This window comes from Cohnella cellulosilytica (genome assembly GCF_042431195.1).
In the GTDB taxonomy this organism is placed as follows: domain Bacteria; phylum Bacillota; class Bacilli; order Paenibacillales; family Paenibacillaceae; genus Cohnella; species Cohnella cellulosilytica.
The window spans coordinates 1-19919 of record NZ_JBHMDN010000029.1 but is presented as its reverse complement, the minus strand read 5'-3'; the positions used below and the strand labels follow the sequence as shown (position 1 = coordinate 19919).

Genomic DNA, 19919 nt, shown 5'->3' with positions numbered 1-19919 from the left:
GATTACAAGCCGGCTGTTCTTTTTACTCTTTTACGCCGAATCTCCCGTGCCGGTTGGCTTCAGAGCCCGCAGGGACACGGCCACCGCCCGCCAAAATTCCATCGTGCCGGTCGGATCGCTCATCTGCGCCACGACGCTTGCTCCGAATTCGGTCACGAACCACTTCGGCGCGGGAATCTTCGCCGTTGCGGTCTCCAATTGCTTCGTCAGCGTATCCACCATGCCCGTCAGCCGCGCAACCTGCGCGTTTAATTGCTCGAACGCTTCCTTCTCTTCCTTCGTCATCGGCTTATCCTCCTCCCCGGCCGCGTAACGGCCGTAGAAATCCGCCTCCATCGCGTTAAGATCGACGTTCCCCTGGATGCCGGCCACCCGGCCCTTGTCCGAATACTGGAACACCGACCATCTATCCCAAGTGGGATTGCTCATCGGCTTGTCGACGCCGTAATGGGCGATCCAGAGCGGCCAACCGGCGAGCTCCTTGCCCAAATAGGTTTTGGCGAAGCTGGCACCGCTGTAGATCATGGCGCGTCTCCCGCTCACCCGCTCCAGCTCCGTCAGAAACGCCGCGCACCACCGGGTCAGCGCGGCGGCCCCCAGCTTGGCCGCTTCTCCCTCCACGTCGAGCGCAAGCGGCCAATGGCAGGGGTATCCGGCAACGGCTGCCGCAAAATGGCGCGCCTCCGCGACGGCCTCGTTGTTCTCCGGGCGCGCATAATGGTAGTAGCCGACCTTGACGCCCGCAGCGTTTGCCCCCAAGGCATTCGTCTTCAGCATAACGTCTGCGCCGGTCACTCCTTCGGTCGCCTTAACGAAGGCGTATCGGACGCCATCCGCGGCGACTTTGGTCCAATCGATAACGCCCTGCCATCGGCTCACGTCGATTCCTTTTATATTTGTGCTGCTCTTTGCTTGCATACGGCTTCACCTCCGTGCTTATATCCTATTCAGGATCAACCGCCGCGGAGGCGACGAATGGACCGATCCTCCCGAATTCCCGGTGATTGCTGCCGTTCAAGCACGTCAAAAACGCATCCCCCGAGAGCTTCGGAAGACGCGTCGTTAAAGGATTTATTTAGTGGTGCTGATGAAGGGATTCGAACCCCCGACCTACGCATTACGAATGCGTTGCTCTACCAGCTGAGCTACATCAGCAAATCCTTTATTATCTTAGTCATTCCGGGAGAAAAAGTCAAGCGTTTTGTCCCTGGTATTTTATGGTCTTTGCTCAAACGACATGAAACACCTTGTTCGAACGCATTTCGCGCCTTTCCGCAGGTGCGCTCCCCGACGATTGTTCGCTGCCGATTCCGCTGATCATTAGATGCAGCTGGCGCTTCAGATCGACTTCGTACGGCTTGGGCAGCAGCTCGCCGCCGGAGGTGCGAATGACCCGTACGATCGGGCGCTGCTTGCTGTCCTCGTGCAGAGCGGACACGACGCCCAGCTCGCCCGTATTCAGCCGCACGGACGTGCCTCTCGGGAACAGCGCCATATTGTCGCGCAGCCTGCGTACCTTGTCCATATCGTACAAGGTCCCGGCGCCTCCGTACAGCACCTCCAAAGCTTCATGCGGCAGCATCGGCGTCCCGTTGTCGCGGCCGTTCACCAACGTATCGAACCTGTCGAAAATACTGATCCATTGGTGATGGGGATGAATCTTCTTCCCCTCCAGCCCGAACGGGTAGCCGCTTCCGTCCAATCTTTCGTGGTGGAACAAAGCGCAGTGGGCGGCTCTAATCGGGAAGCCGCTGTCGCGGATCAGCCTGTAGCCCAGCTCGGCATGCTTCATGTGCAGCGGGTCATTTTGCGCCGCGCGCGCCTTCAGCCCGTCCGGAAGCAGCAGCCTGCCGATGTCGTGCAGCATCGCGCCGATCGCCAGCGCATGCAGCTCCTCTGCGGCCAAGCCCTCCTCCAGGCCGAGCCGGGTCGCGCAGACGCCAACGTTCATCGCATGCTCGAGAAAATGCTGCTTGTCCCCGTCCGCCAGCGTCGTCGTCAAGTAAACCGGCAAGCTAAGCTCGTTGCGCCGCGATTTCAAATCTTCTATCAGCAGCTTCGTTGCGTCGCACACAAAACGGACGACGCCCTGGGACAACTTCTCCCTGCCGCCTCCTTGCAGTTCCTCCACGCTGTGCACCATCGCCCCGTGCATAACGATCATCGTCTCGTCGCGGATCGCCTGGTCCGGAGCGATATCCTCCGTCCCCTGCTCCTCGATATGCAAATACGGCATGCCCAGCTGCCGCAGCTTGGCGATTGCGTGCCCGGTCAGCACGAAACCTCTTCCCGCCAGTACATGGCCTTGTTCCGTATAGATAGACCGCCCCAGCGTCATTCCCGGGCGACATTGACTCGTATGCATAATAATCATGCCTTCCACTCCCTTTTCCGCGTGCGGACACCGCATGCCATTCCTTCCCTCATCGTAGCGGAAGACTTCGTCATATGACCAGTGACGCCTGTCACTGTTTCCGTCATATCGAGGGCTCCGGACGGCCGCGGAAAGAGTTGCACCTGTTTCTAATGCATCCGATCCATTATAATGGAAAAGAAAGGGGAGAAGGCAGCATGCTCAGAGTACTGATTGCCGACGATCAAGCGCTGATGAGGGATGGCTTGCAGACGATCCTCCAGCTTGAGGACGATATCGAGGTCATCGCCACCGCCGAGAACGGAGAAGAGGCTTGCCGTCTTGCCGCGGCTCACGATCCGGACCTGGTATTGATGGACATCCGCATGCCGGTCATGAACGGGATCGAGGCAGTCAAGAAGCTGCGTGCCGAGTCTCCGCGCACGAAAGTGCTTGTCCTGACGACATTCGACGAAGACGAATATATAATCGAGGCCCTTGCCGGGGGAGCGGTCGGTTTTCTGCTGAAGGACATTCCGACCGACAAGCTGCTGCAGGCTATCCGCGATGCGGCGCGAGGAGAGCTCATGCTTCCGTCGCCCATCGCCGCCAAGCTGGCGGCCAGACTGGCCGCGCCCGCCTCGGCCGCAGCCCGCACCCGAAACCGCGCCGCCGACCTGAAATTCACCAATCGGGAGATGAGCATCATCGCCTTGATGGTGGAAGGGCGCACCAACAGAGACATCGCCCAGCAGCTGTTCATGAGCGAAGGCACCGTCAAAAATTACATTAGCGCCATCTACGACAAAATCGGCACGAACGACCGGACGCAGGCCGTCATTTGGCTCAAAGAAATGGCGGTCGTATGACCGCCGTCCCCGTTCGCTTCACACGATTCCTCCGCCTTGCATAGAATGGGGTGACAACAGCCCATGCCGATTAGGGGGAATCCAGATGAACGGGCAGACTTTAATGCTCCCGATTCGTACGCGCACGTTCACCGCGAAGAACGTCAAGGTTAACGTGCCTTATATCACCGGAGGCACGACGCCTGCGGCGCAGGAAAAAATGAACAACGCCATCGCGGCGGCGACGCAGCGGCTTATGAAGGATCAAGGCTTTCCCAGCAGCGATATCCAGCAGATGGACGGCACGTACGAGATCAAGACGAACGAACGAGGCGTGCTCAGCCTTTCCCTGCTCAATTACGTGTTCACGGGCGGGGCCCACGGCAACACGCTGCAGCGTTCGCTGACTTTCGACGCCGACACTGGACGCAGCTACAAGCTCGGCGAGCTGTTCAAGCCGGGCGTCGACTACAAAGCGCGCCTGAACAAAATCATCGAAGCGCAGATCAAGTCGAGGTCGCTGCCCATACTCGGCCCCTACCCCGGAATCAGCGACGACCAGGAGTACTATATCGCCGACAAATCGCTCGTCATCTACTTCCAATTATACGATCTCGTCCCCTATGCCTGGGGCTTCCCCTACTTCCCGATCTCCGTGTTCGAGATTCAGGATATTATCGACGAAGACGGACCGCTGGGCACGATGATGTATTGAACGCCGGGGGCTGTCCCCTGAGCGTACCAAGCTGCTTGGAAAGATAATCGATATTAACGATACAAGGGGTATGTACCTCCTTCCGATGCTATACGCTCCTGAAACCTGAATAGGTAAACCCGTTAATCGGTGATTTCAGGAGCGTAGGAGGCATTCTCCAGGAGGTACATACCCCTTCTTTAATCTATCGAATATCTTAAGCAGCTGTGCTCAGGGGACACCCCCGCGTTAATCGCGGCCTACAGCGGCATCCGCTGCCCCTTGTGATCGACGAAGAAATCGTCGTCCTCGAGGCGCACGCGTCCTTCCAGTATCGCGAGAATACCCTCCGCGCTCTCGGAAGGGCCCATCGGCGCGGCCTGGCCGCCCATGTCGGTGCGAATCCAGCCGGGATGAACGGCGATCGTCCGAATGCCTCTGCCCTTCAGCTCGGAGCCGAGCTGCTTGGAGAAGTAATTAAGCGCCGCCTTCGAGAGCGCGTACGGATAATCGCCGCCGTACGCGGATGCGAAGCTGCCGGCCTCCGACGAAATATTGGCAACGACTGCCCCCGCATGGTTGGCCATGAGCGGAGCCAGATACTTGGCTGCGCTCATCGGTCCGAGCAGATTCACTTCCAGCGATTCCCGGACAAGCTCTATCGGCAGCTCGCCCAGCTTATGCTCCCTGCCGAGCAGAACGGCCGCGTTATTGACGAGACCGCCCAGCCGGATCCCTTCCGAGCCAAGCTTGTCCGCCAATGCCTTCGCCTCCGCCTCGTTCGTTACGCCGAGACGCTCGATTCGCACTTTCCCGGGATGCTTGTCCTTCAGTTCGTTCAAAGGACCGGGAACGTTCTCCGGATCGCGCACGCAGGCGATAACCTCGTGCCCCTTCTCCGCCGCCAGCTTGGCGAGCTCCAAGCCAAGCCCTCTCCCGGCTCCCGTAATCAGAATATGCATATCGCTTCTTCCTCCCGTCGTATGTTTTTCCCCAGCTTATCCATTTTACCACTTTCCCGCATCGATGTCGGAAGGTTTCAATCCTGCCCAAATATTCGGCACGTCGACCGCCTCCGGATGCTCGAACACGAGGAAAGCGGTCGGCAAATACCTCTCGCCGGAGGAAGAGGACGGCTTGTTGACGATCTCCCCGCCTTCCGTCACGAGCACCGTCGACGAACCGCCGTCCAGATTGGCGGCAATAACCGCGCCATGCTCCAGCAAAATTTCCTGGGCGTCGTACAGCGTCGCCCCGATGCTGTAACCCGGCTGCCGTCCGTCGATGAGGAGGAACAGCATCGCCCCGTCCTCTCGCTGCCCCATGACGGTGCGCGGAGCGACTCCCCAGCCTTGCGCGCGATTGGGAATCAGCCCTTTGCCGTTCACGATGATTCGGGGCGAGAAGCTGACCGCCTCGGAGATGCCGAGCTCCATCAGCTCGTCGAGCGAATATTTGCCGGCAAGCATCTTGCCGTTCTTGTCGATCCCGACGATCTGCACGCTTTTCGTATTGCCCAAGCCGTTATAGTAGACTTTGCCCTGGCTGATGACCAGGCCGATCGGCTTGAAGCCGTTCCCCTTCCAGTTCGGATCGGCAAAACCGCCCGCATTCACGCCCGCGATCGCACCCGTCCGCTTCACCATGCTGGACACCTTCTCGCCGCGGCCCGTTTTATTGGGCACGACCAGCCGTACCGTTTTCGGATCCCGCACGGTCAACAGATAGCCGTGAAAGCCTTCCCCGTCGACCTCTTGAATCGAAGTCGGCTCTTCCGCAGCCTGCTCCCCGGTTGTCGGCCCGTCTTCGGCAATCGGAATCGTATGCGTGTCGCGCTCCTCTCCCATCTCCTCGAACTGCTTCACGTAAGCCGCGACCCGTTCCCGGAGCGCCTTCTCCCCGATAATGTACTTCGCCCATTCTCTGTGCTGGGTCGTAATCAGCGTATCGGCCAGCATATAACGGTACGTGTTGCCGGACGGGGTAAGGTAGAACCAGCCCGCCAGCAGCAATACGGACAAGCAGCCCGTCACGAAAACAAATTTGTATAAGCTCCATAAGAACGACCGCTTCCTTCTGGCGGGCTTCCCGCTTCGGTTCGGCGCGGCCGGATTGGCTCTCCCGCTGCCCGCGGATAACGAAGACGCCCTGGAGGTTCTGGGCGGCAATGGCTGCACGGACGTCCACGCTCCTCTGCTCTCTAATTTCGTACCTCTTTTATACGAGCGATACCGTCAGGTTGTTGCATTCCTGCATACGACTCTTCTGTTTGTAGGGTATAATGAAGGGAACACAAGCCAACGAGCAGGAGGAACGAGCCTTGACCGCCAACGAAAATCATACGATCCGCACCTATACCGACGGTTTTCCGCTTTACGAATTACAGGAAATACATACCGATTCCTCCTTTGCGATCTGTCCCGAGCGCGGCGGAATCGTCATAAGCTGCCGTCTGCACGGCCAAGAGCTGTTTTATTTGGACCGGGAGACGTTTACGAACCCGCAGGCGAATATTCGGGGCGGCAATCCCGTGCTGTTCCCGATTGCGGGCCAGCTCGTGAACGGGGAATACGAGTGGAACGGCAAGACGTACCGGATGAAAAATCACGGCGTGGCGCGCACGTCGGCATGGGAAGTCGCGGAGACGGGCACCGGGGATTCGGCTTATATTACGCTGCGTTTGCGCAGCAGCGAGGAGACGCTGGCCGCTTACCCGTTCGAATTCGAGCTAAGCTTCACCTATCGTCTGAAGAACGGCGTTCTGTCGATCGAACAGCAATATCGCAACTTGTCGCGAGAGCCGATGCCGATGGTCGCCGGATTCCATCCGTATTTTGCCGCGGAGAGCAAAAACCTCATCTACGATACGGACGCCGCTCGCATGCTGGATTACAACGACAACCGTGAAAAACCGTTCGAAGGGCACTTGGCGCTGGAGGGCATGGTCGAATCCGCCGCCCTGCTGGATGCCGGCAAACGGGAAATTGCGTTCCCGCTGCGCCAAGGCCGCAGCGTTCGCCTGAGCTACAGCGAGCAGTTCCGTTATGTTGTGCTGTGGTCGGTCGAAGGCAAGCCGTTCGTCTGCGTGGAGCCTTGGACCGCGCTGAACGAGGCGCTGAACGACAAGAAAGGGCTGCTTATGATCGAACCCGGAGAGAAGCTCGAGCTGAACCTCAGCTTCGCCCTGGATAAGTAAGCTTGCCGCCATAGCAAAGCAGCAGCCCGCACGGCGATGTGCGGGCTGCTGCTTTGTTGGTTTTATTCTCAGGCTTCCATCGAACCGATCAGGCCGTCCAATCGGTCGATCGTCTCCGCCAGATCCGACGGTCCATTCTGCTTTAGCAAGGCCAGCATCCCTCGCGCCAGCAGACGATGGCCCGCGGACGGCATCTCGATCATTTCCTTCAGCAGCGCCAACGCCTCGTTCAGATCCCTTCGCAGAACCTCCGAAAATTCGCAGGAGACGATTCGACTTTTAATCGCGGCCAGCAGCCGGAGCTCCTCGGTCAAATCCTCTTCCGTTACCCCCGCCAGGCACCGAAGCTTGACCAGATCCAGCGGAGGCAGCAGCGGCGTTTCTTCGGAGCGGAGCATGCCGTTCACCAGATCGTCCAGACGACGCGTAATAAACCGGCTCAGCTGCCGCCCGTCGAACACCAATTCCCCGAAGAGCAGCGCTTCGAAATACTGCGACCACATCCCCGACACCAACGCGCACGCATCCGCCAAATAAAGGGTCGCGGTTTCGCCGTAGATCGCCATCAGATGGGAAGCGTTCCATAGCTGCGAGCGGGCCCGAAGGCGAATGATCATCTGCTGGATCTGCGGGTGCAGACCGGTGAACGGTTCCTTCAGCAGCATTTTCATGAAATCCAGATGCTGATGGACAAAGCGATATTGGCGTTCGAGCTGGATGGCGAACTTCTCCCGGGGAGGGAGAATCGTCTCCCCGGGATGCTCTCTCATTTCCAAGTACAGCATTTCTCCATAATAGTCGATGACCGAGACGAGAAGATCGTCCTTGGATTTGAAGTAAAAGTAGATGGAGCCTTTCGCCATGCCCAACTCGTCCACGATTTCCTGGATCGATGTCGCGTTGAAGCCTTTGCGGGCAAAGCAGCGAATCGCCGCCTCGAGAATCAGCTTTTTTTTATCCTGCATGGCTGACTTCCCTTCCTTCCGACGGTAACCCGTTCATCATGCATTCGCATTTTTCGGTTTGCGTCTCATTTTCATCAACAGCTCGTAAATGATCGGAACGATCAGGAGCGTCAGCAGCGTGGAGCTGATCAGACCGCCGATAACCGTCACGCCGAGCCCTTTGGAAATGATGCCCGCGCTCTCGAAGCCGAACGCCAGCGGCAGCAGCGCGCCGATCGTCGCCAAGGCGGTCATCAGGATCGGCCGCAGACGCGTGCCGCCCGCTTCGAGCAGCGCCTCGCGAGTGGACAGGCCTTCGCGTTCCTTGTGGATGACGCGGTCGATGAGCACGATCGCGTTCGTGACGACGATACCGATCAGCATCAGAGCGCCCATCAGAGCCGATACGCTGAGCGTCTCACCCGTCAGGTACAGCGCGACCAGGCCGCCGATAATCGCGAACGGCAGGGAGAACATGATCGCGAACGGCGCGAGGCCGCCGCCGAACGTAAGCACGAGCGCCAAGTACACGATGGCGATTGCCGCCAGCATCGCGAGTCCCAGCTGGGTAAACGTCTCGTTGATCTGTTCGGTGACGCCGCCGAACTGCACTTCGACGCCGGCAGGCAAATCCAGCTTGTCTACTTGGGCCTGCAGATCGCTCGACACTTTGGCCACGTCGGATTCCGTGATGTTGCCGGTCACGTTGACGACCATCTTGCCGTTCTGTCTGGCGATCGAGTTGGGAGACGTCCCTTCTTCGACGGTAGCGACTTCCCTGATCGGCACTTCGAATCCGAGCGGAGAGCGCAGCTTTTTGTTCAGAATGTCTTCTACGCTGTTGTATTCCGTTTGCTCGACCGCGACGAATACCTCGTAACGCTTGCCGTCCTCTTCGACCTGCGTCAATACGGGGCGGATGCGCTGCGGGCTAAGCTCCATCGCAATCTGGCCGGCTACGAGGCCGTATTCGCTCAGCTTCTCCTGATCGGCGACGAACGTGTACTGCTCGTACGTCTTGGACAGGCTGGTTTTTACTTTCTCGAAGGAATCGCCGGCATTCATCAGATCGGCGATCTGATTGGCGACCGGAGCGATATCGTCGAGCGATTCGCCGAAGACGCTTAAGCTGAATTGGCTTCCGCCAAATCCGCCGGTCTGATCCATCTCCGCCCATTCTCCGGTCGGAACGGCTTTGCGCAGCTCTTCGATGAGCGCCGACTTCTTATCCGCAAAATCCTTCGTGTCGCTGTCGTACTGCAGGAAGAACAGCCCCGACTTGGACGGTCCCGGCTGCAGGGGATTCTCTCCTCCGACCGAGTACTGCACGCTTGTGACGTCCGACTGATCCATGATGATTTTCTCGGCGGTCAGCGCCTTCTGTTCGACGTCTTCGATCCGATCTCCGGGATCGGGACTGTAGGTCACCATCGCGAATTTGTCTTCCTGGTCCGGCAGGAAGCTTGCGCCGATCAGCGGAACGAGGAACAAGCTTCCGACCAGCAGCGCGAACGAGATGACGAGCGTGATGATTTTATGATTCAGCGCGGCGGACAAGAGGCTGCGATAGCTGCGAGCCAGCTTGCCGCTGTTCTCTTCGTGATCGTGCCCTTTGCCTTCCTTCACGCCTTTCTTGAACATCTGATGAGCCAGCATCGGCACAACCGTAATCGCCACGAGCAGGGACGCCAGAAGAGCGAACACAATCGTTAAGGCGAACGGCAGGAAAATCTGGCCGACCATCCCGCTGACGAGACCCAGCGGCAGGAATACGGCGATCGTCACGATCGTCGAGGACATGATCGGCAGGAACATCTCTCTCGTCGCTTCCTTGACCAGCTCGCTGCCTTTCAGCTTCTCGCCCTTCAGCGACATCCGTCGATAGATGTTCTCGATGACGACGATCGAATCGTCCACGACCCGGCCGATCGCGACGGTCATCGCGCCGAGCGTCATAATGTTCAGCGTAATATCGAATTGCTTCAGGAACAGCACCGCAATAATGAGCGACAGCGGAATCGAGACGATCGAGATCAGCGTCGTGCGGATGTTTCTCAAGAACAGCATAATAACGATAACCGCGAACAGGGCGCCGAACAACGCTTTGCTGAGCATCGTCTCGACCGAGTCCTCGATCGGCTTGCCCTGATCCAGCATAATGTCGAGCTTGAGATCGCTGAATTTCTCTTTCAGCTTATCGGCTTCGTCTTTGACCCCGTTCACCACTTCAACGGTGTTGGCATCGTTGGCTTTTACGACTTGAATGCCGATCGACTCCGAGCCGTTCGTGCGCGAGATGGATTCAGCTTTGCCCACCACCTCGATGTCGGCCAGATCGCCGAGCGGTACCGTCGGCAAGCCGAAGTTCGGCGCCGGAGCGCCATCGATCGCGTCGTCCGTGTCCGGAGCCGCGCCCATGTCCGGCGCTTCCGCGGCTTCTCCCGCTCCGGGAACCGCTTGTCCGGCATCGGTTCCGGGTGCGGCTTGTCCGGCTCCCGCTTGTCCGGCTCCGCCTCCTGCGGCCGCGCCGGTCGGCATAACCGGGATTGCGACCTTCTTCAGATCGTCGATCGTCGTGATTCTTCCGTCCACAACGACCGTCTTCTGCGTGTCGTCCAATTGGAACAGGCCAAGCGGTGCTTTCAGAGCCGAGCCCTGGACGATTCCTTTGACCGTATCCTCGGTCAGTCCCAGCTCGGCGAGCTTCGCTTGATTGAATTTCAGCGTGACTTCCTTCACGTATTGGCCGGCGATTTGCACGGAAGCGACTCCCGGCACGCCTTCCAACGCCGGCTGAACTTCTTCCGATACGATTCTCGTCAGCTCTTCGAGATCGCCGTGTCCCGACGCGCTTAAGGAAATGACCGGGAACGAGTTAATCGAAAACTTGGAAATGTTCGGCGTCTGCACGCCCTCGGGCAGCTTGACGTCCGCGGCCGCTTCCCTAAGCTGGGCGATCGCCTGGTCCATGTCCTGTCCGAAGTCGTATTCGATGAAGATCGAAGAGACGTTCTCCATCGAAGTCGACGTCATATTTTTGACGCCCTCCGTATTTTTGAGTCTTTTTTCGAGCGGTTCCGTAATATCTTGTACGACCGTATCCGGGGCTGCGCCCGGAGCCACCGTCGTAACGCTAAGGAACGGAAAGCTCAAGTTGGGCAGACTCTCCTGCTTCATCGTCATTCCGGAATACAAACCCGCGACGACGACAATGATCGTGATCATCCATAACGCGAATTTGTTTTTTAACGAAAATCCGATAACACTCTTCATTTGTCCTCTTCCTCCTCCACTGTCTCTCTGCTGAAATATTATCGAACGATCGTTCAAATGTCAAATGCAATACAAGAATTAAATGTGTAAAATCAATGAAATATCTATCGAACGTTCGGTCAATTCCAATGTGGAAGACTGATAGCAGACTGATGAGCAGACATATGGGCGAAGACGAAGGCCTGTCCCCGCACCTTCAATAGCATCCCCCGCTTCGCGCCATTTCGTGTACGGAACAATCGCATGGTGATGGGGGAGGTTAGCGAACTGCTCTTTTGCGCAACGGTTCTATTGCCGGAGCTTTAACAACAAATGTACTCGAAAACTGCCCAGAATCGACTCTAAGCCCTGGAAAAGCTGCAACACAGGATAATTACTTACGGCGGAGTATAAATCAATATATATCAGACCCCTCGCTTTTCTGAAATTCATGAAGAAAAGAGACGGGAGACTTTTGGAAACAAATTAATCGCCAGTCTCTTCTGTAGAACATCGCGGCTCAGATCGAGGCTTTTCGCGCGGAGATAATCGATTCTGTAGAACATTGGGGCGGCGTTGGGACGGAATTGCGAGGAGTTACTCGATTTTTTAGAACATTGTGGCTCGGATCGAGGCTTTGCGTCCGGAGATAATCAATTCTATAGAACATTGGGGCGGCGTTGGGACGGAATTGCGAGGAGTTACTCGATTCTTTAGAACATTGTGGCTCGGATCGAGGCTTTTCGCCCGGAGATAATCGATTCTGTAGAACATTGGGGCGGCGTTGGGACGGAATTGCGAGGGGGGAGAGCTCCAGCCAAGACGAAAACAAGCCCGCAAAGCGGGCTTATTAGCGAGGTTCTTCCTTGTGCTTGACCGTCTGTTCGGAGACGCTTTGCCGAAATTCGAGCGGCGTGACGCCGACGGTTTCCCGGAACACGCGATTGAAGTGCTTCGTATTGTCGAACCCGGAGCGCTCGCTGATGTCCATCACCTTCAGCTCGGTTGTCGCCAGCAGCTCCTTCGCTTTGTCGATGCGTACGTTTTTCAAATATTGAACGAAGCTGACGCCCGCGAATTCTTTGAACGCCTGGCTGAAATAGGTGTAATTCAGCGAGACGTAATTGGACACCATCGCCATGTTGAGATCTTTGGCGTAGTTGGCGTGAATGTACTCAAGCGCCCGGTCCATGTCCTTGCGATCCACGTGAATCGATCTGAGGTGGCGGATAAAGTCGTTCAGGCCGAGCAGCAAATTTTGCACGCAATGGATGTAGTCCTGAATATGCGCAAAATTGTACAAGCTGCCCGCTTGCTTATACATCTTGATGATGTCCACCGACGCTTCGCCGTACGTGTGGAACACCTGGTCGAAAATCGATTCGTTCAGCAGGCGGCCGACTTCCTCGAAGTACCCGATATCCGCGCGGGCCAGCGCGTCCGCGGCGAACATCTCCTGCAGCAGCGTTTTCATCTCCCGGTCCCTGTCCGTTCCCATCATATTCGCCAGCCGGCCGATCTTCTCCGCGGGGATGGGGTAGCCGCAATCCCGGAGCGCCAGCTGATCGTAGCGGATCAGCGCATCGTTCGATCGGCCGAGCAGCACCCGATACTTGAGCGCATGGCGCGCTTCCTCGTACTTGATTCTGAGCTGAGCCAGCCCTTCTCCCTTGCCGCTGAGCCCGGCAAAGAACGTCCCCAAGCCGCCCGAAGCGGCGGAAAGCTCCCGCACCATCCCGGTCAGCAGCTCCTCCCGGACCGCGAGCACGACGACACGTCCTTCTTTGTCCTCCAGACAGATGTACGGATCGTCTTTGCCGAAGACGCCCAGATATTCGATGACTTTGATTACGTTGCGCTGATGCCCCGACGTATCCAGAATGCCGACGCAGAAGCCGGAGGCGTAATCCTGAAGACCGGCTTCTCCTGCCAATGCCGCGACCTCTTCCGGCTCCAGCTCGGGCGCCGACCAGACGTGCCGCAGCGTATTCAGCCTCATGCCTTCGCGATATTTGTCCGTCTCTTCCAAACGGCCGCGCAGCGCTTCCCGCTCCTCCAGCTCGGCTTCCGCCTTGTCCAGCGCCGCGAACAGATCCTCGCGCACGATCGGCTTCAGCAAATATTCTTTGACCTTGTGCTTGATCGCTTCCTTGGCGTACTGAAAATCGTCGTAACCGCTCAGAATGAGCAGCACCGGAGAATTCCCCAGCTCCGCGAGCTTGCGGATCAGCGCGATCCCGTCCATATTCGGCATGCGGATGTCCGTCAGAAGAATATCCGCCGGCTCCCGGCCATGCTCCTCCAAAGCCTGTCGCCCGTCGGCCGCCAGACGGATCGAATACGCGCCGGGATATTCCCGCTCGATCATCGCCTTAAGCCCGAGCCGGATATTTTTCTCGTCATCCGCGATCAGCAGCTTTCGCATCGGCCGTCAGCCCTCCGTTCATTATCATGCAGGGGATGCGGAGCGTCACCCGGGTGTATTGTCCCGGCTCGCTGTCGACCCGCAGTCCGTACTCCTTGCCGAAATGCATCTGTATCCGGCTGTGCACGTTCGCCAGCCCGATCCCGTTGCCCTTGCTCCCGCCGTCTCGCAAGCTGCCCTCGGGCTCGCCCCGCTCGATGCGCCCGTTCAGCTCCCTGACGCGCTCGGGTTCGATGCCCGCTCCGTCGTCGCGGATCGAGATCAGTACCGCGTCGTCCTCTTTGACCGCGCGAATTTCAATCGTCATTTCCTCGTCCCGCAGCCCGTGCTTGACCGCGTTCTCCACAACGGGCTGCAGCGACATTTTGAGCAGCTCCAGATTCAAATAAGCGTCCGGAATGTCCGTCACCAGCCGAATCCGGTCGTCAAAACGAATGTTCGCGATGCTCACGTAGTTGCCGATATGGTTGAGCTCGTCTCCCAAACGGACGTATTCGCTCGTCCAGCGCATATTGTAGCGCATCATGCCGCCCAACGAAGTCAGCGCGTTCGAAATTTCCCTCTGATCGTTGATTTCGGCCATCATCTTGATGTTTTCCAGCGTGTTGTACAGAAAATGGGAATCGATCTGATTTTTCAGCGTCGCCAGCTCCGCTTCCTTGGCCGCGGCCTGCTTGTTGACCGCGTCGGCGATCAGCTCGTTGATCTTGCGCAGCATTTTGCGGAAATGGTGGGCCAGATCGCCGACCTCCCCGCCGCCTCGGATGTTCAGGTCGATGCCGAAATCCCCTTGCCGCACCTTCTTCATCGTATCGGTGAGCACGTGCAGCTTCTTGAGAATGATCGCGTTCAAGTAATACGTCGCAAGCGCGAGAATGGAGAGCAGAATGACATTGGCCCAAATGATCCGGTTGCGCGCATCGTTAATGCCGTCGTAGACGGGCTTGAGCGCCGCTACCTTCAGCATGTAGGCCTCCAGTTGATCGATATAGGAGTACACGCCAAGATAAGGGACGCCGCCCGCATGGAATTGAAAGCTCCCCTTCTCTTTCCGTTCCGGCGCGAGCGTCGAAAACTGCTTTCTCAACAGGTCGTCGTCCACCCCGTTCAGCTCCAGAAAATGGTTGGCCGGATTGCGGATAATGTCGCCGTTCCGGTCGTACACGACCATCTGGGACTGCTCGTCTTGCAGCGGACTGAACGTATTCGGAAACGAGTTCGTCAGCAGCATGTCGACCTGCAGCAGGCCGACGTGAGTCCCTTCCGGATACTGCAGCTGTCGAAAAAGCGATATTTTCGGATTAAAATCCTCCTCCAAGCCCGGACGATTCTGAATGAGCTCGCGGGTGGAATGGCTGAATATCCATACTTCTTTTTTATCGGAGCTCATGACTTCCTTGTACCACGGATCTTCCCGGACCCGGCTCTCGTGCAGCAGCACCGGCATCATTTCGTTTGTCATCGGGTTGCCGGCAAACAGTTGAATCCTTTCGATGCTCGGATTGTTGTACTGAATCCACACGATATTTTGCAGACTGATCCGGTCCAGATCGATCAGCTCCAGCGTGCTGAGCTGCTCGGGCTGCATGAGATATTGAATGATCTGCCGATCGACCAGAGCCCTCTCCGCCGCCCGTTTGACCGTCTCCATGCTGTTTCTCAGATTGATCTGCTCGATCTCCAGCGCGTATTCGTTGTTCCTCTCCAGCTCCTGGACCGCGTTGCCCGTTTGTCCTCTGAAAATATACATGGAAATCAAAAGGCTCGGAAGCAGCATGATCAGGATGTACGCGATGACGAGTCTCTTCTGCAAGGTGAGCTGTTCCAGCTGGAATCGTATTCTGTCCCGCTTCTGCTTCCAATAGCGCGGCATGATCGTCACATCTCTTTCGCGGCGTCGTGCATTTATTCTATCATGCGCGGTCGCTGCCGCGTCCGGAAAATGTCCGAAAAACCCAGGGTTTCTGGGTTTTTCGGACAGACTACCGGATTTATTTCATGAAGTCCGCTAGCTTCTTCACGTTCTCTTCGTATTTCGTCTGACGGTATTGCATCAGTTCGGCGAAGCCCGTCTTGTCGCGCTTGGCGATAAAATCGTTAAACGTCTGGTCGAATTCCGCGTCCGACTTGGCAAGCAGCAGCTTCGGCAGCACTTTCCCCCACTCGGTGGCGATCTTCTTGGCGTTGATGCCCTCCTTGGAGGTCGCCGGCGGGTTGATCAGATCGTATTCCGAATAGCTCTTCGTCTTGCCCATCGTCCAGTCTTCCAGCTGCTTGGACGGCTCCACGGAAGGCGGCTGCCATTGCAGCTGCATATTCGTGTCCATCAGCATCCAGAACGTATGCGAGGAGCCGTACTGCTTATCGAACGCGGAGCGGTCCGTGTTCATCAGCTCCAGAGCCTCCGGCTTGAATTGGTCTTTGCCGTCGATCGTGTCGTACGAGACGCCCTTCTCGCCGAGGTACATATCCTTCTGGCCTTCCTCGCTGATCAGATAGCTCAGGAACTTGATCGCGCGTTCCTTGTCCTTGACGTTCTTGGAGATGAGCGTAACCGTCCATCCGGAGATCGCCGGACCGGCCAGCGTCGGCGCATCCAGATTCGAGTTCGCCGGTCCGTCGACCGCGATGTAGACGGAGTTCGGATCGTTCGCGAACAGCACGTTCTGCTGGGCGGCGAAGTCCGTGCGCTGATACAGCATCGCGAAGTAACGTCCTTGCGCGATTTTCTCCTCCATCTGCGCGCGTTTGTCGACGAACACGTCCTTGGAGATCAAGCCTTCCTCGTTCGCCTGGCGGAACGTCTTCAACCACCGGACGAACTCCGGATCGGTCAGACGGTCGTACAGCTGGCCGTCCTTCTCTCGCGGAAGCGCAAGGAATTGGGACAAGTACGAGGAATCCTGCCCTACGTCGAAGAACGAATAGTTGCCGTCTTCGCCGAATTCGTGGAAGCCGATCGGAATGAGCGGCTGGCCGTTCACTTGCGGGAACTTCTCCTTGGCCGCTTTCAAGGCGTTGACGAAGCCTTCCGGAGTCCGCATGTCCGGGCTGCCGATCGCTTCATACATATCCTTGCGCACGACGAAAGTCTGGTTGGACGTAAACTTCGTGCCGAAGTTTTTGAAGTCCATTGGAGACGAGGACGCGTTCGGATATACGTACGTTTTGCCGTCCGGCTGCGCGTACCAGCTCAGCTTGGCGCCGTCCGCGACTTTGAAGAAGTACGGATCGTACTGCTCGGCGAGATCGGTCAACGACTCGACGAGGCCGCCTTCGACCATCTTCTTCACGCCTTCCTCCCACCAGCCGAGCGTAATGAAATCGGGCAGCTGGTTGGCCGCGATCATCGCGTTCAGCTTCTCGTTCTCGTTGCCGGCGGGGACGATCAGATTCAGCTCGACGCCGGTTTTCTTCGTAATGTACTGCGAAGTCGGGTCGACGCCCCACTTGTTCGGGAACCAGGCGAAATTCAAATACCAGTCGAATGTAATCGGCGACGTATCGGCCTTCCAGCCCGCCTCGTCCGCGGCCGGCTGTTCCTCGCTGGCGCTTGGGCTTTCGGAGCTGGCCGAGGGCGTCTGGCTTGCGGGAGCGCTCGGGCTGCCGCTTGCTTCCTCCTTGTTGTTACCGCCGGAGCAGGCGACGAGAGCAATCATCAGCGCGGCGACGATGGACAAGCTAAGCCACTTTTTCATTGTCATACCCCTTTGAACGATATTGTTATGAAAATTCCCTTGCGGGAGAGTAAAACCCTTTTTCGGCCCATCGGGTCTGCGCTTTGCTGTATCTTCGGTCGGACGGCACTTTCCTGTCAGCCTTTCAACGATCCGATCATGAGGCCTTTGACGAAATAACGCTGCAGGAACGGATACGCCACGATAATCGGGACGGTCGTAATGATCATCGTCGCCAGCTTGATCGACTGCGAGGTGACGGTTCGGTTAATTGCGCCGCCCGTCGCTCCCACGATCTGATTCGAGCTGGACTGGGCGATAACCCGATATAGGAACGTCTGGATTGGCTGCAGCTGATCGCTGTTTGTATAGAGCACCCCGACGAAGTAGTCGTTCCATTGCCAGACGCCGTGGAACAGAGCGATCGTGGCGACCACCGGCAGCGATACCGGCAGCACGATGCGGACGAAGATGGAGAAATCGTTGGCTCCGTCGATCTTGGCCGCCTCCTCCAGACCTTCCGGGATTTCCCGGAAAAACGTCAGGAAGATGATCAGATCGAAGAAGCTGAACATCGCCGGGTAGATGTACACCCCGAAGGTATCGAGCAGCCCCAGATCCCGCAGCCACAAGTAGTTGGGGATGAGCGGGGCGCTGAAGAACAGCGTGATCGTTCCCATTACCATGTAAAGCTTGCGGAACATCAGCTCCTTGCGGGACAGCGCGTAAGCGACCATCGCGGTGAAGAAGACGTGAATGACCGTTCCGATCAGCGTCTTGGCTACCGTAATGCCCATCGCGGTCATAATGCCGGCGTTGGAAAACACGATTTGATAGTTTTCCAGGCTGAACTTGCGCGGAATCCAGTAGATCAGCCCGCCCGTCATCGCGTCCGTTCCGTCGTTAAACGAATTGACGAGCACGTACCAGATCGGGTACAGCGTCACGAAGCAGATGACCAGCATCGCGATAACGTTGGCGCGGTCGAACAGCATTTCTCCGCGGGTTCTGCGATCTCGAGCAAACATTGTGTCTCACCGCCTTGGCTAGAATAGGGAAGATTGGTTCATTCTCTTCGAGAAGGAATTCGCAAGAAGCAGCAGGAAGAGAGCGATGACGCCTTTAACCAACCCTACCGCGGCAGAATACGAGAACCGCCCTTGCTTGATGCCGATCTCATAGACGTAAATATCGATTACGCTGCTGGCGCTTTCGTTCACCTGGTTTTTCAGCACCAGAATCTGATCGAAGTTCGAGTTCAGAATGCTGCCGACCGACAAAATGAACAGAATCGAGATCGTCCCCTTGATGGAAGGCACGGTCACGTACCGCATTCTCTGGAACCTGCCGGCTCCGTCGATCGTGGCCGCCTCGTACAGCTCCGGGGAGATGCTCGCAATGGCCGCGATATAGATGATGGCCGACCAGCCGAACTCCTTCCAGATGTCGGACGCAATTACGATGCTCCAGAAATATTGCGGCTCGCCCAGATAGAAGATCGGTTCCTTGACGAGTCCGAGGCTCATAAGCAAGTCGTTCACGACGCCCACATCGGACAACCAGGTAATCAAGATGCCGCCGAGAATAACCCAGGACAGAAAATGGGGCAGGTAAGTAATCGTCTGCACGATCCGGTTGAATCTTAACGAACGCAGTTCATTGAGGAACAACGCGAACAGAATGGGAATGGGGAAGCCGATGATCAGTTTGAGCAAGCTGATGCCGAGCGTGTTCCGAATGACCTTGAGCATCAGATCGTCCTCGAAGATTGCCCGGAAGTGCTCCCAGCCCGCCCAGGGCGCGTTCTTGATTTCTCCGATTCCGATGTACTGCTTAAACGCGATCACGATTCCGTACATCGGCGCGTAATGGAACAGCAGCATCCAGGCGACGCCGAGCAGCGCCATCGCCTGCAAATAGCGCTGGCCGTAAAATTTCCGCAGCAGACTCGTCCTTCTTCTGTTGTCTGGCTTTCGCACCGGGACCTGAACCTCTGCGTTCGCTTCCATGACGGCCACATCTCCTCGCAAGCTTGTAAGCACTTTCTTCATCGAGTATAAGCATTTCTCTCCGGGAGCATAAGGCTTCAAATTTCTCCGGAGGTTGCATTTTTTCGGGTATAAAAAAATTATGACCGACCAATTCGCATACATGAACTCGAAAAATCGCTCCCCCCTACTCAACCAACCTTCCTTACGGCTCGGCAGGCCCATTCGGGCAGATGCCCGCTTTTAGCGGTCTGCCAGGCCGTTACGCAGGCCCATTCGGGCAGATGCCCGCTTTTAGCGGTCTGCCAGGCCGTTACGCAAGCCCATTCGGGTAGATGCTTGCTTTTAGCGGTCTGCCAGGCCGTTACCCAGGCCCATTCGGGCAGATGCCTGCTTTTAGCGGTCTGCCAGGCCGTTACGCAGGCCCATTCGGGCAGATGCCCGCTTTTAGCGGTCTGACAGAAGCTGTCGATTAACTGTGGAAAAGGCATGGTCATTGCGACCGTGCTTTTTCTCCCCCTCCCCGCCGCTAACCTTGGTAT

Annotated in this window: 14 protein-coding genes and 1 tRNA gene; 3 read left to right on the top strand and 12 right to left on the bottom strand. The window is 57.2% G+C overall.

Annotated features, from left to right (window positions below):
* Nucleotides 1–30: 30 nt before the first annotated feature.
* The 3 genes from ACFFT4_RS20650 to ACFFT4_RS20640 form a co-directional block, all read right to left on the bottom strand.
* On the bottom strand, nucleotides 31–918 hold the full coding sequence (locus ACFFT4_RS20650; RefSeq protein WP_378050712.1) for a glycoside hydrolase family 25 protein: 888 nt from the start codon (nucleotides 916–918) through the stop codon (nucleotides 31–33).
* A gap of 161 nt (nucleotides 919–1079) precedes the next feature.
* Nucleotides 1080–1155: transfer RNA gene (locus ACFFT4_RS20645), tRNA-Thr, on the bottom strand.
* A gap of 73 nt (nucleotides 1156–1228) precedes the next feature.
* Nucleotides 1229–2374, bottom strand: coding sequence for an HD-GYP domain-containing protein (locus ACFFT4_RS20640; RefSeq protein WP_378050711.1), 1146 nt, complete (start codon nucleotides 2372–2374; stop codon nucleotides 1229–1231).
* 197 nt (nucleotides 2375–2571) lie between these two features.
* Here ACFFT4_RS20640 and ACFFT4_RS20635 point away from each other — a divergent pair, with 197 nt between their 5' ends.
* Both ACFFT4_RS20635 and ACFFT4_RS20630 read left to right on the top strand, forming a co-directional pair.
* Entirely contained in the window at nucleotides 2572–3222 is a 651-nt protein-coding gene (locus ACFFT4_RS20635) for a response regulator transcription factor (RefSeq protein WP_378050710.1), read from the top strand.
* An 85-nt stretch (nucleotides 3223–3307) separates the two neighbouring features.
* The gene (locus ACFFT4_RS20630) at nucleotides 3308–3916 is read left to right on the top strand and encodes a DUF3298 and DUF4163 domain-containing protein (RefSeq protein WP_378050709.1); all 609 of its coding nucleotides are present in this window, start codon (nucleotides 3308–3310) and stop codon (nucleotides 3914–3916) included.
* Between the two features lie 239 nt (nucleotides 3917–4155).
* Here the strand turns inward: ACFFT4_RS20630 and ACFFT4_RS20625 are convergent, their stop codons facing one another.
* Together ACFFT4_RS20625 and ACFFT4_RS20620 are read right to left on the bottom strand one after the other, a co-directional pair.
* Nucleotides 4156–4857 carry an SDR family oxidoreductase gene (locus ACFFT4_RS20625; RefSeq protein WP_378050708.1) on the bottom strand — a complete coding sequence of 234 codons (702 nt, stop codon included), beginning with the start codon at nucleotides 4855–4857 and terminating at the stop codon, nucleotides 4156–4158.
* Nucleotides 4858–4902: 45 nt separating this feature from the next.
* Nucleotides 4903–6063, bottom strand: a complete 1161-nt coding sequence (locus ACFFT4_RS20620; RefSeq protein WP_378050860.1) for a phosphodiester glycosidase family protein — start codon at nucleotides 6061–6063, stop codon at nucleotides 4903–4905.
* Nucleotides 6064–6215: 152 nt separating this feature from the next.
* On the opposite strand from ACFFT4_RS20620, the gene ACFFT4_RS20615 reads away from it, so the two are divergent.
* Complete coding sequence (locus ACFFT4_RS20615) at nucleotides 6216–7091, top strand: aldose epimerase family protein (RefSeq protein ID WP_378050707.1); 876 nt, start codon at nucleotides 6216–6218, stop codon at nucleotides 7089–7091.
* Nucleotides 7092–7159: 68 nt separating this feature from the next.
* On the opposite strand, the gene ACFFT4_RS20610 is transcribed toward ACFFT4_RS20615, so the two are convergent.
* From ACFFT4_RS20610 to ACFFT4_RS20580, 7 genes are all read right to left on the bottom strand, one after another.
* Nucleotides 7160–8056 (bottom strand): TetR/AcrR family transcriptional regulator, encoded by an 897-nt coding sequence (locus ACFFT4_RS20610; protein WP_378050706.1) that lies wholly within the window; start codon nucleotides 8054–8056, stop codon nucleotides 7160–7162.
* 36 nt (nucleotides 8057–8092) lie between these two features.
* Nucleotides 8093–11308 (bottom strand): efflux RND transporter permease subunit, encoded by a 3216-nt coding sequence (locus ACFFT4_RS20605; RefSeq protein ID WP_378050705.1) that lies wholly within the window; start codon nucleotides 11306–11308, stop codon nucleotides 8093–8095.
* An 829-nt stretch (nucleotides 11309–12137) separates the two neighbouring features.
* Complete coding sequence (locus tag ACFFT4_RS20600) at nucleotides 12138–13712, bottom strand: response regulator (protein WP_378050704.1); 1575 nt, start codon at nucleotides 13710–13712, stop codon at nucleotides 12138–12140.
* On the bottom strand, nucleotides 13687–15585 hold the full coding sequence (locus tag ACFFT4_RS20595) for a cache domain-containing sensor histidine kinase (RefSeq protein WP_378050703.1): 1899 nt from the start codon (nucleotides 15583–15585) through the stop codon (nucleotides 13687–13689). The genes ACFFT4_RS20600 and ACFFT4_RS20595 overlap by 26 nt, the downstream gene beginning before the upstream one ends.
* Before the next feature lie 118 nt (nucleotides 15586–15703).
* Nucleotides 15704–17410 (bottom strand): type 2 periplasmic-binding domain-containing protein, encoded by a 1707-nt coding sequence (locus tag ACFFT4_RS20590; protein WP_378050702.1) that lies wholly within the window; start codon nucleotides 17408–17410, stop codon nucleotides 15704–15706.
* A gap of 116 nt (nucleotides 17411–17526) precedes the next feature.
* The gene (locus tag ACFFT4_RS20585; protein WP_378050701.1) at nucleotides 17527–18417 is read right to left on the bottom strand and encodes a carbohydrate ABC transporter permease; all 891 of its coding nucleotides are present in this window, start codon (nucleotides 18415–18417) and stop codon (nucleotides 17527–17529) included.
* 18 nt (nucleotides 18418–18435) lie between these two features.
* The gene (locus tag ACFFT4_RS20580) at nucleotides 18436–19398 is read right to left on the bottom strand and encodes an ABC transporter permease (protein WP_378050700.1); all 963 of its coding nucleotides are present in this window, start codon (nucleotides 19396–19398) and stop codon (nucleotides 18436–18438) included.
* Nucleotides 19399–19919: the final 521 nt, after the last annotated feature.

What these genes read in the sequence shown, in the direction of transcription:
- ACFFT4_RS20605 (WP_378050705.1), bottom strand. Translation starts at nt 11,308, where the DNA reads ATGAAGAGTGTTATCGGATTTTCGTTAAAAAACAAATTCGCGTTATGG.
- ACFFT4_RS20595 (WP_378050703.1), bottom strand. Translation starts at nt 15,585, where the DNA reads ATGCCGCGCTATTGGAAGCAGAAGCGGGACAGAATACGATTCCAGCTG.
- ACFFT4_RS20580 (WP_378050700.1), bottom strand. Translation starts at nt 19,398, where the DNA reads ATGGAAGCGAACGCAGAGGTTCAGGTCCCGGTGCGAAAGCCAGACAAC.
- ACFFT4_RS20630 (WP_378050709.1), top strand. Translation starts at nt 3,308, where the DNA reads ATGAACGGGCAGACTTTAATGCTCCCGATTCGTACGCGCACGTTCACC.
- ACFFT4_RS20650 (WP_378050712.1), bottom strand. Translation starts at nt 918, where the DNA reads ATGCAAGCAAAGAGCAGCACAAATATAAAAGGAATCGACGTGAGCCGA.
- ACFFT4_RS20640 (WP_378050711.1), bottom strand. Translation starts at nt 2,374, where the DNA reads ATGATTATTATGCATACGAGTCAATGTCGCCCGGGAATGACGCTGGGG.
- ACFFT4_RS20590 (WP_378050702.1), bottom strand. Translation starts at nt 17,410, where the DNA reads ATGAAAAAGTGGCTTAGCTTGTCCATCGTCGCCGCGCTGATGATTGCT.
- ACFFT4_RS20610 (WP_378050706.1), bottom strand. Translation starts at nt 8,056, where the DNA reads ATGCAGGATAAAAAAAAGCTGATTCTCGAGGCGGCGATTCGCTGCTTT.
- ACFFT4_RS20600 (WP_378050704.1), bottom strand. Translation starts at nt 13,712, where the DNA reads ATGCGAAAGCTGCTGATCGCGGATGACGAGAAAAATATCCGGCTCGGG.
- ACFFT4_RS20635 (WP_378050710.1), top strand. Translation starts at nt 2,572, where the DNA reads ATGCTCAGAGTACTGATTGCCGACGATCAAGCGCTGATGAGGGATGGC.
- ACFFT4_RS20585 (WP_378050701.1), bottom strand. Translation starts at nt 18,417, where the DNA reads ATGTTTGCTCGAGATCGCAGAACCCGCGGAGAAATGCTGTTCGACCGC.
- ACFFT4_RS20625 (WP_378050708.1), bottom strand. Translation starts at nt 4,857, where the DNA reads ATGCATATTCTGATTACGGGAGCCGGGAGAGGGCTTGGCTTGGAGCTC.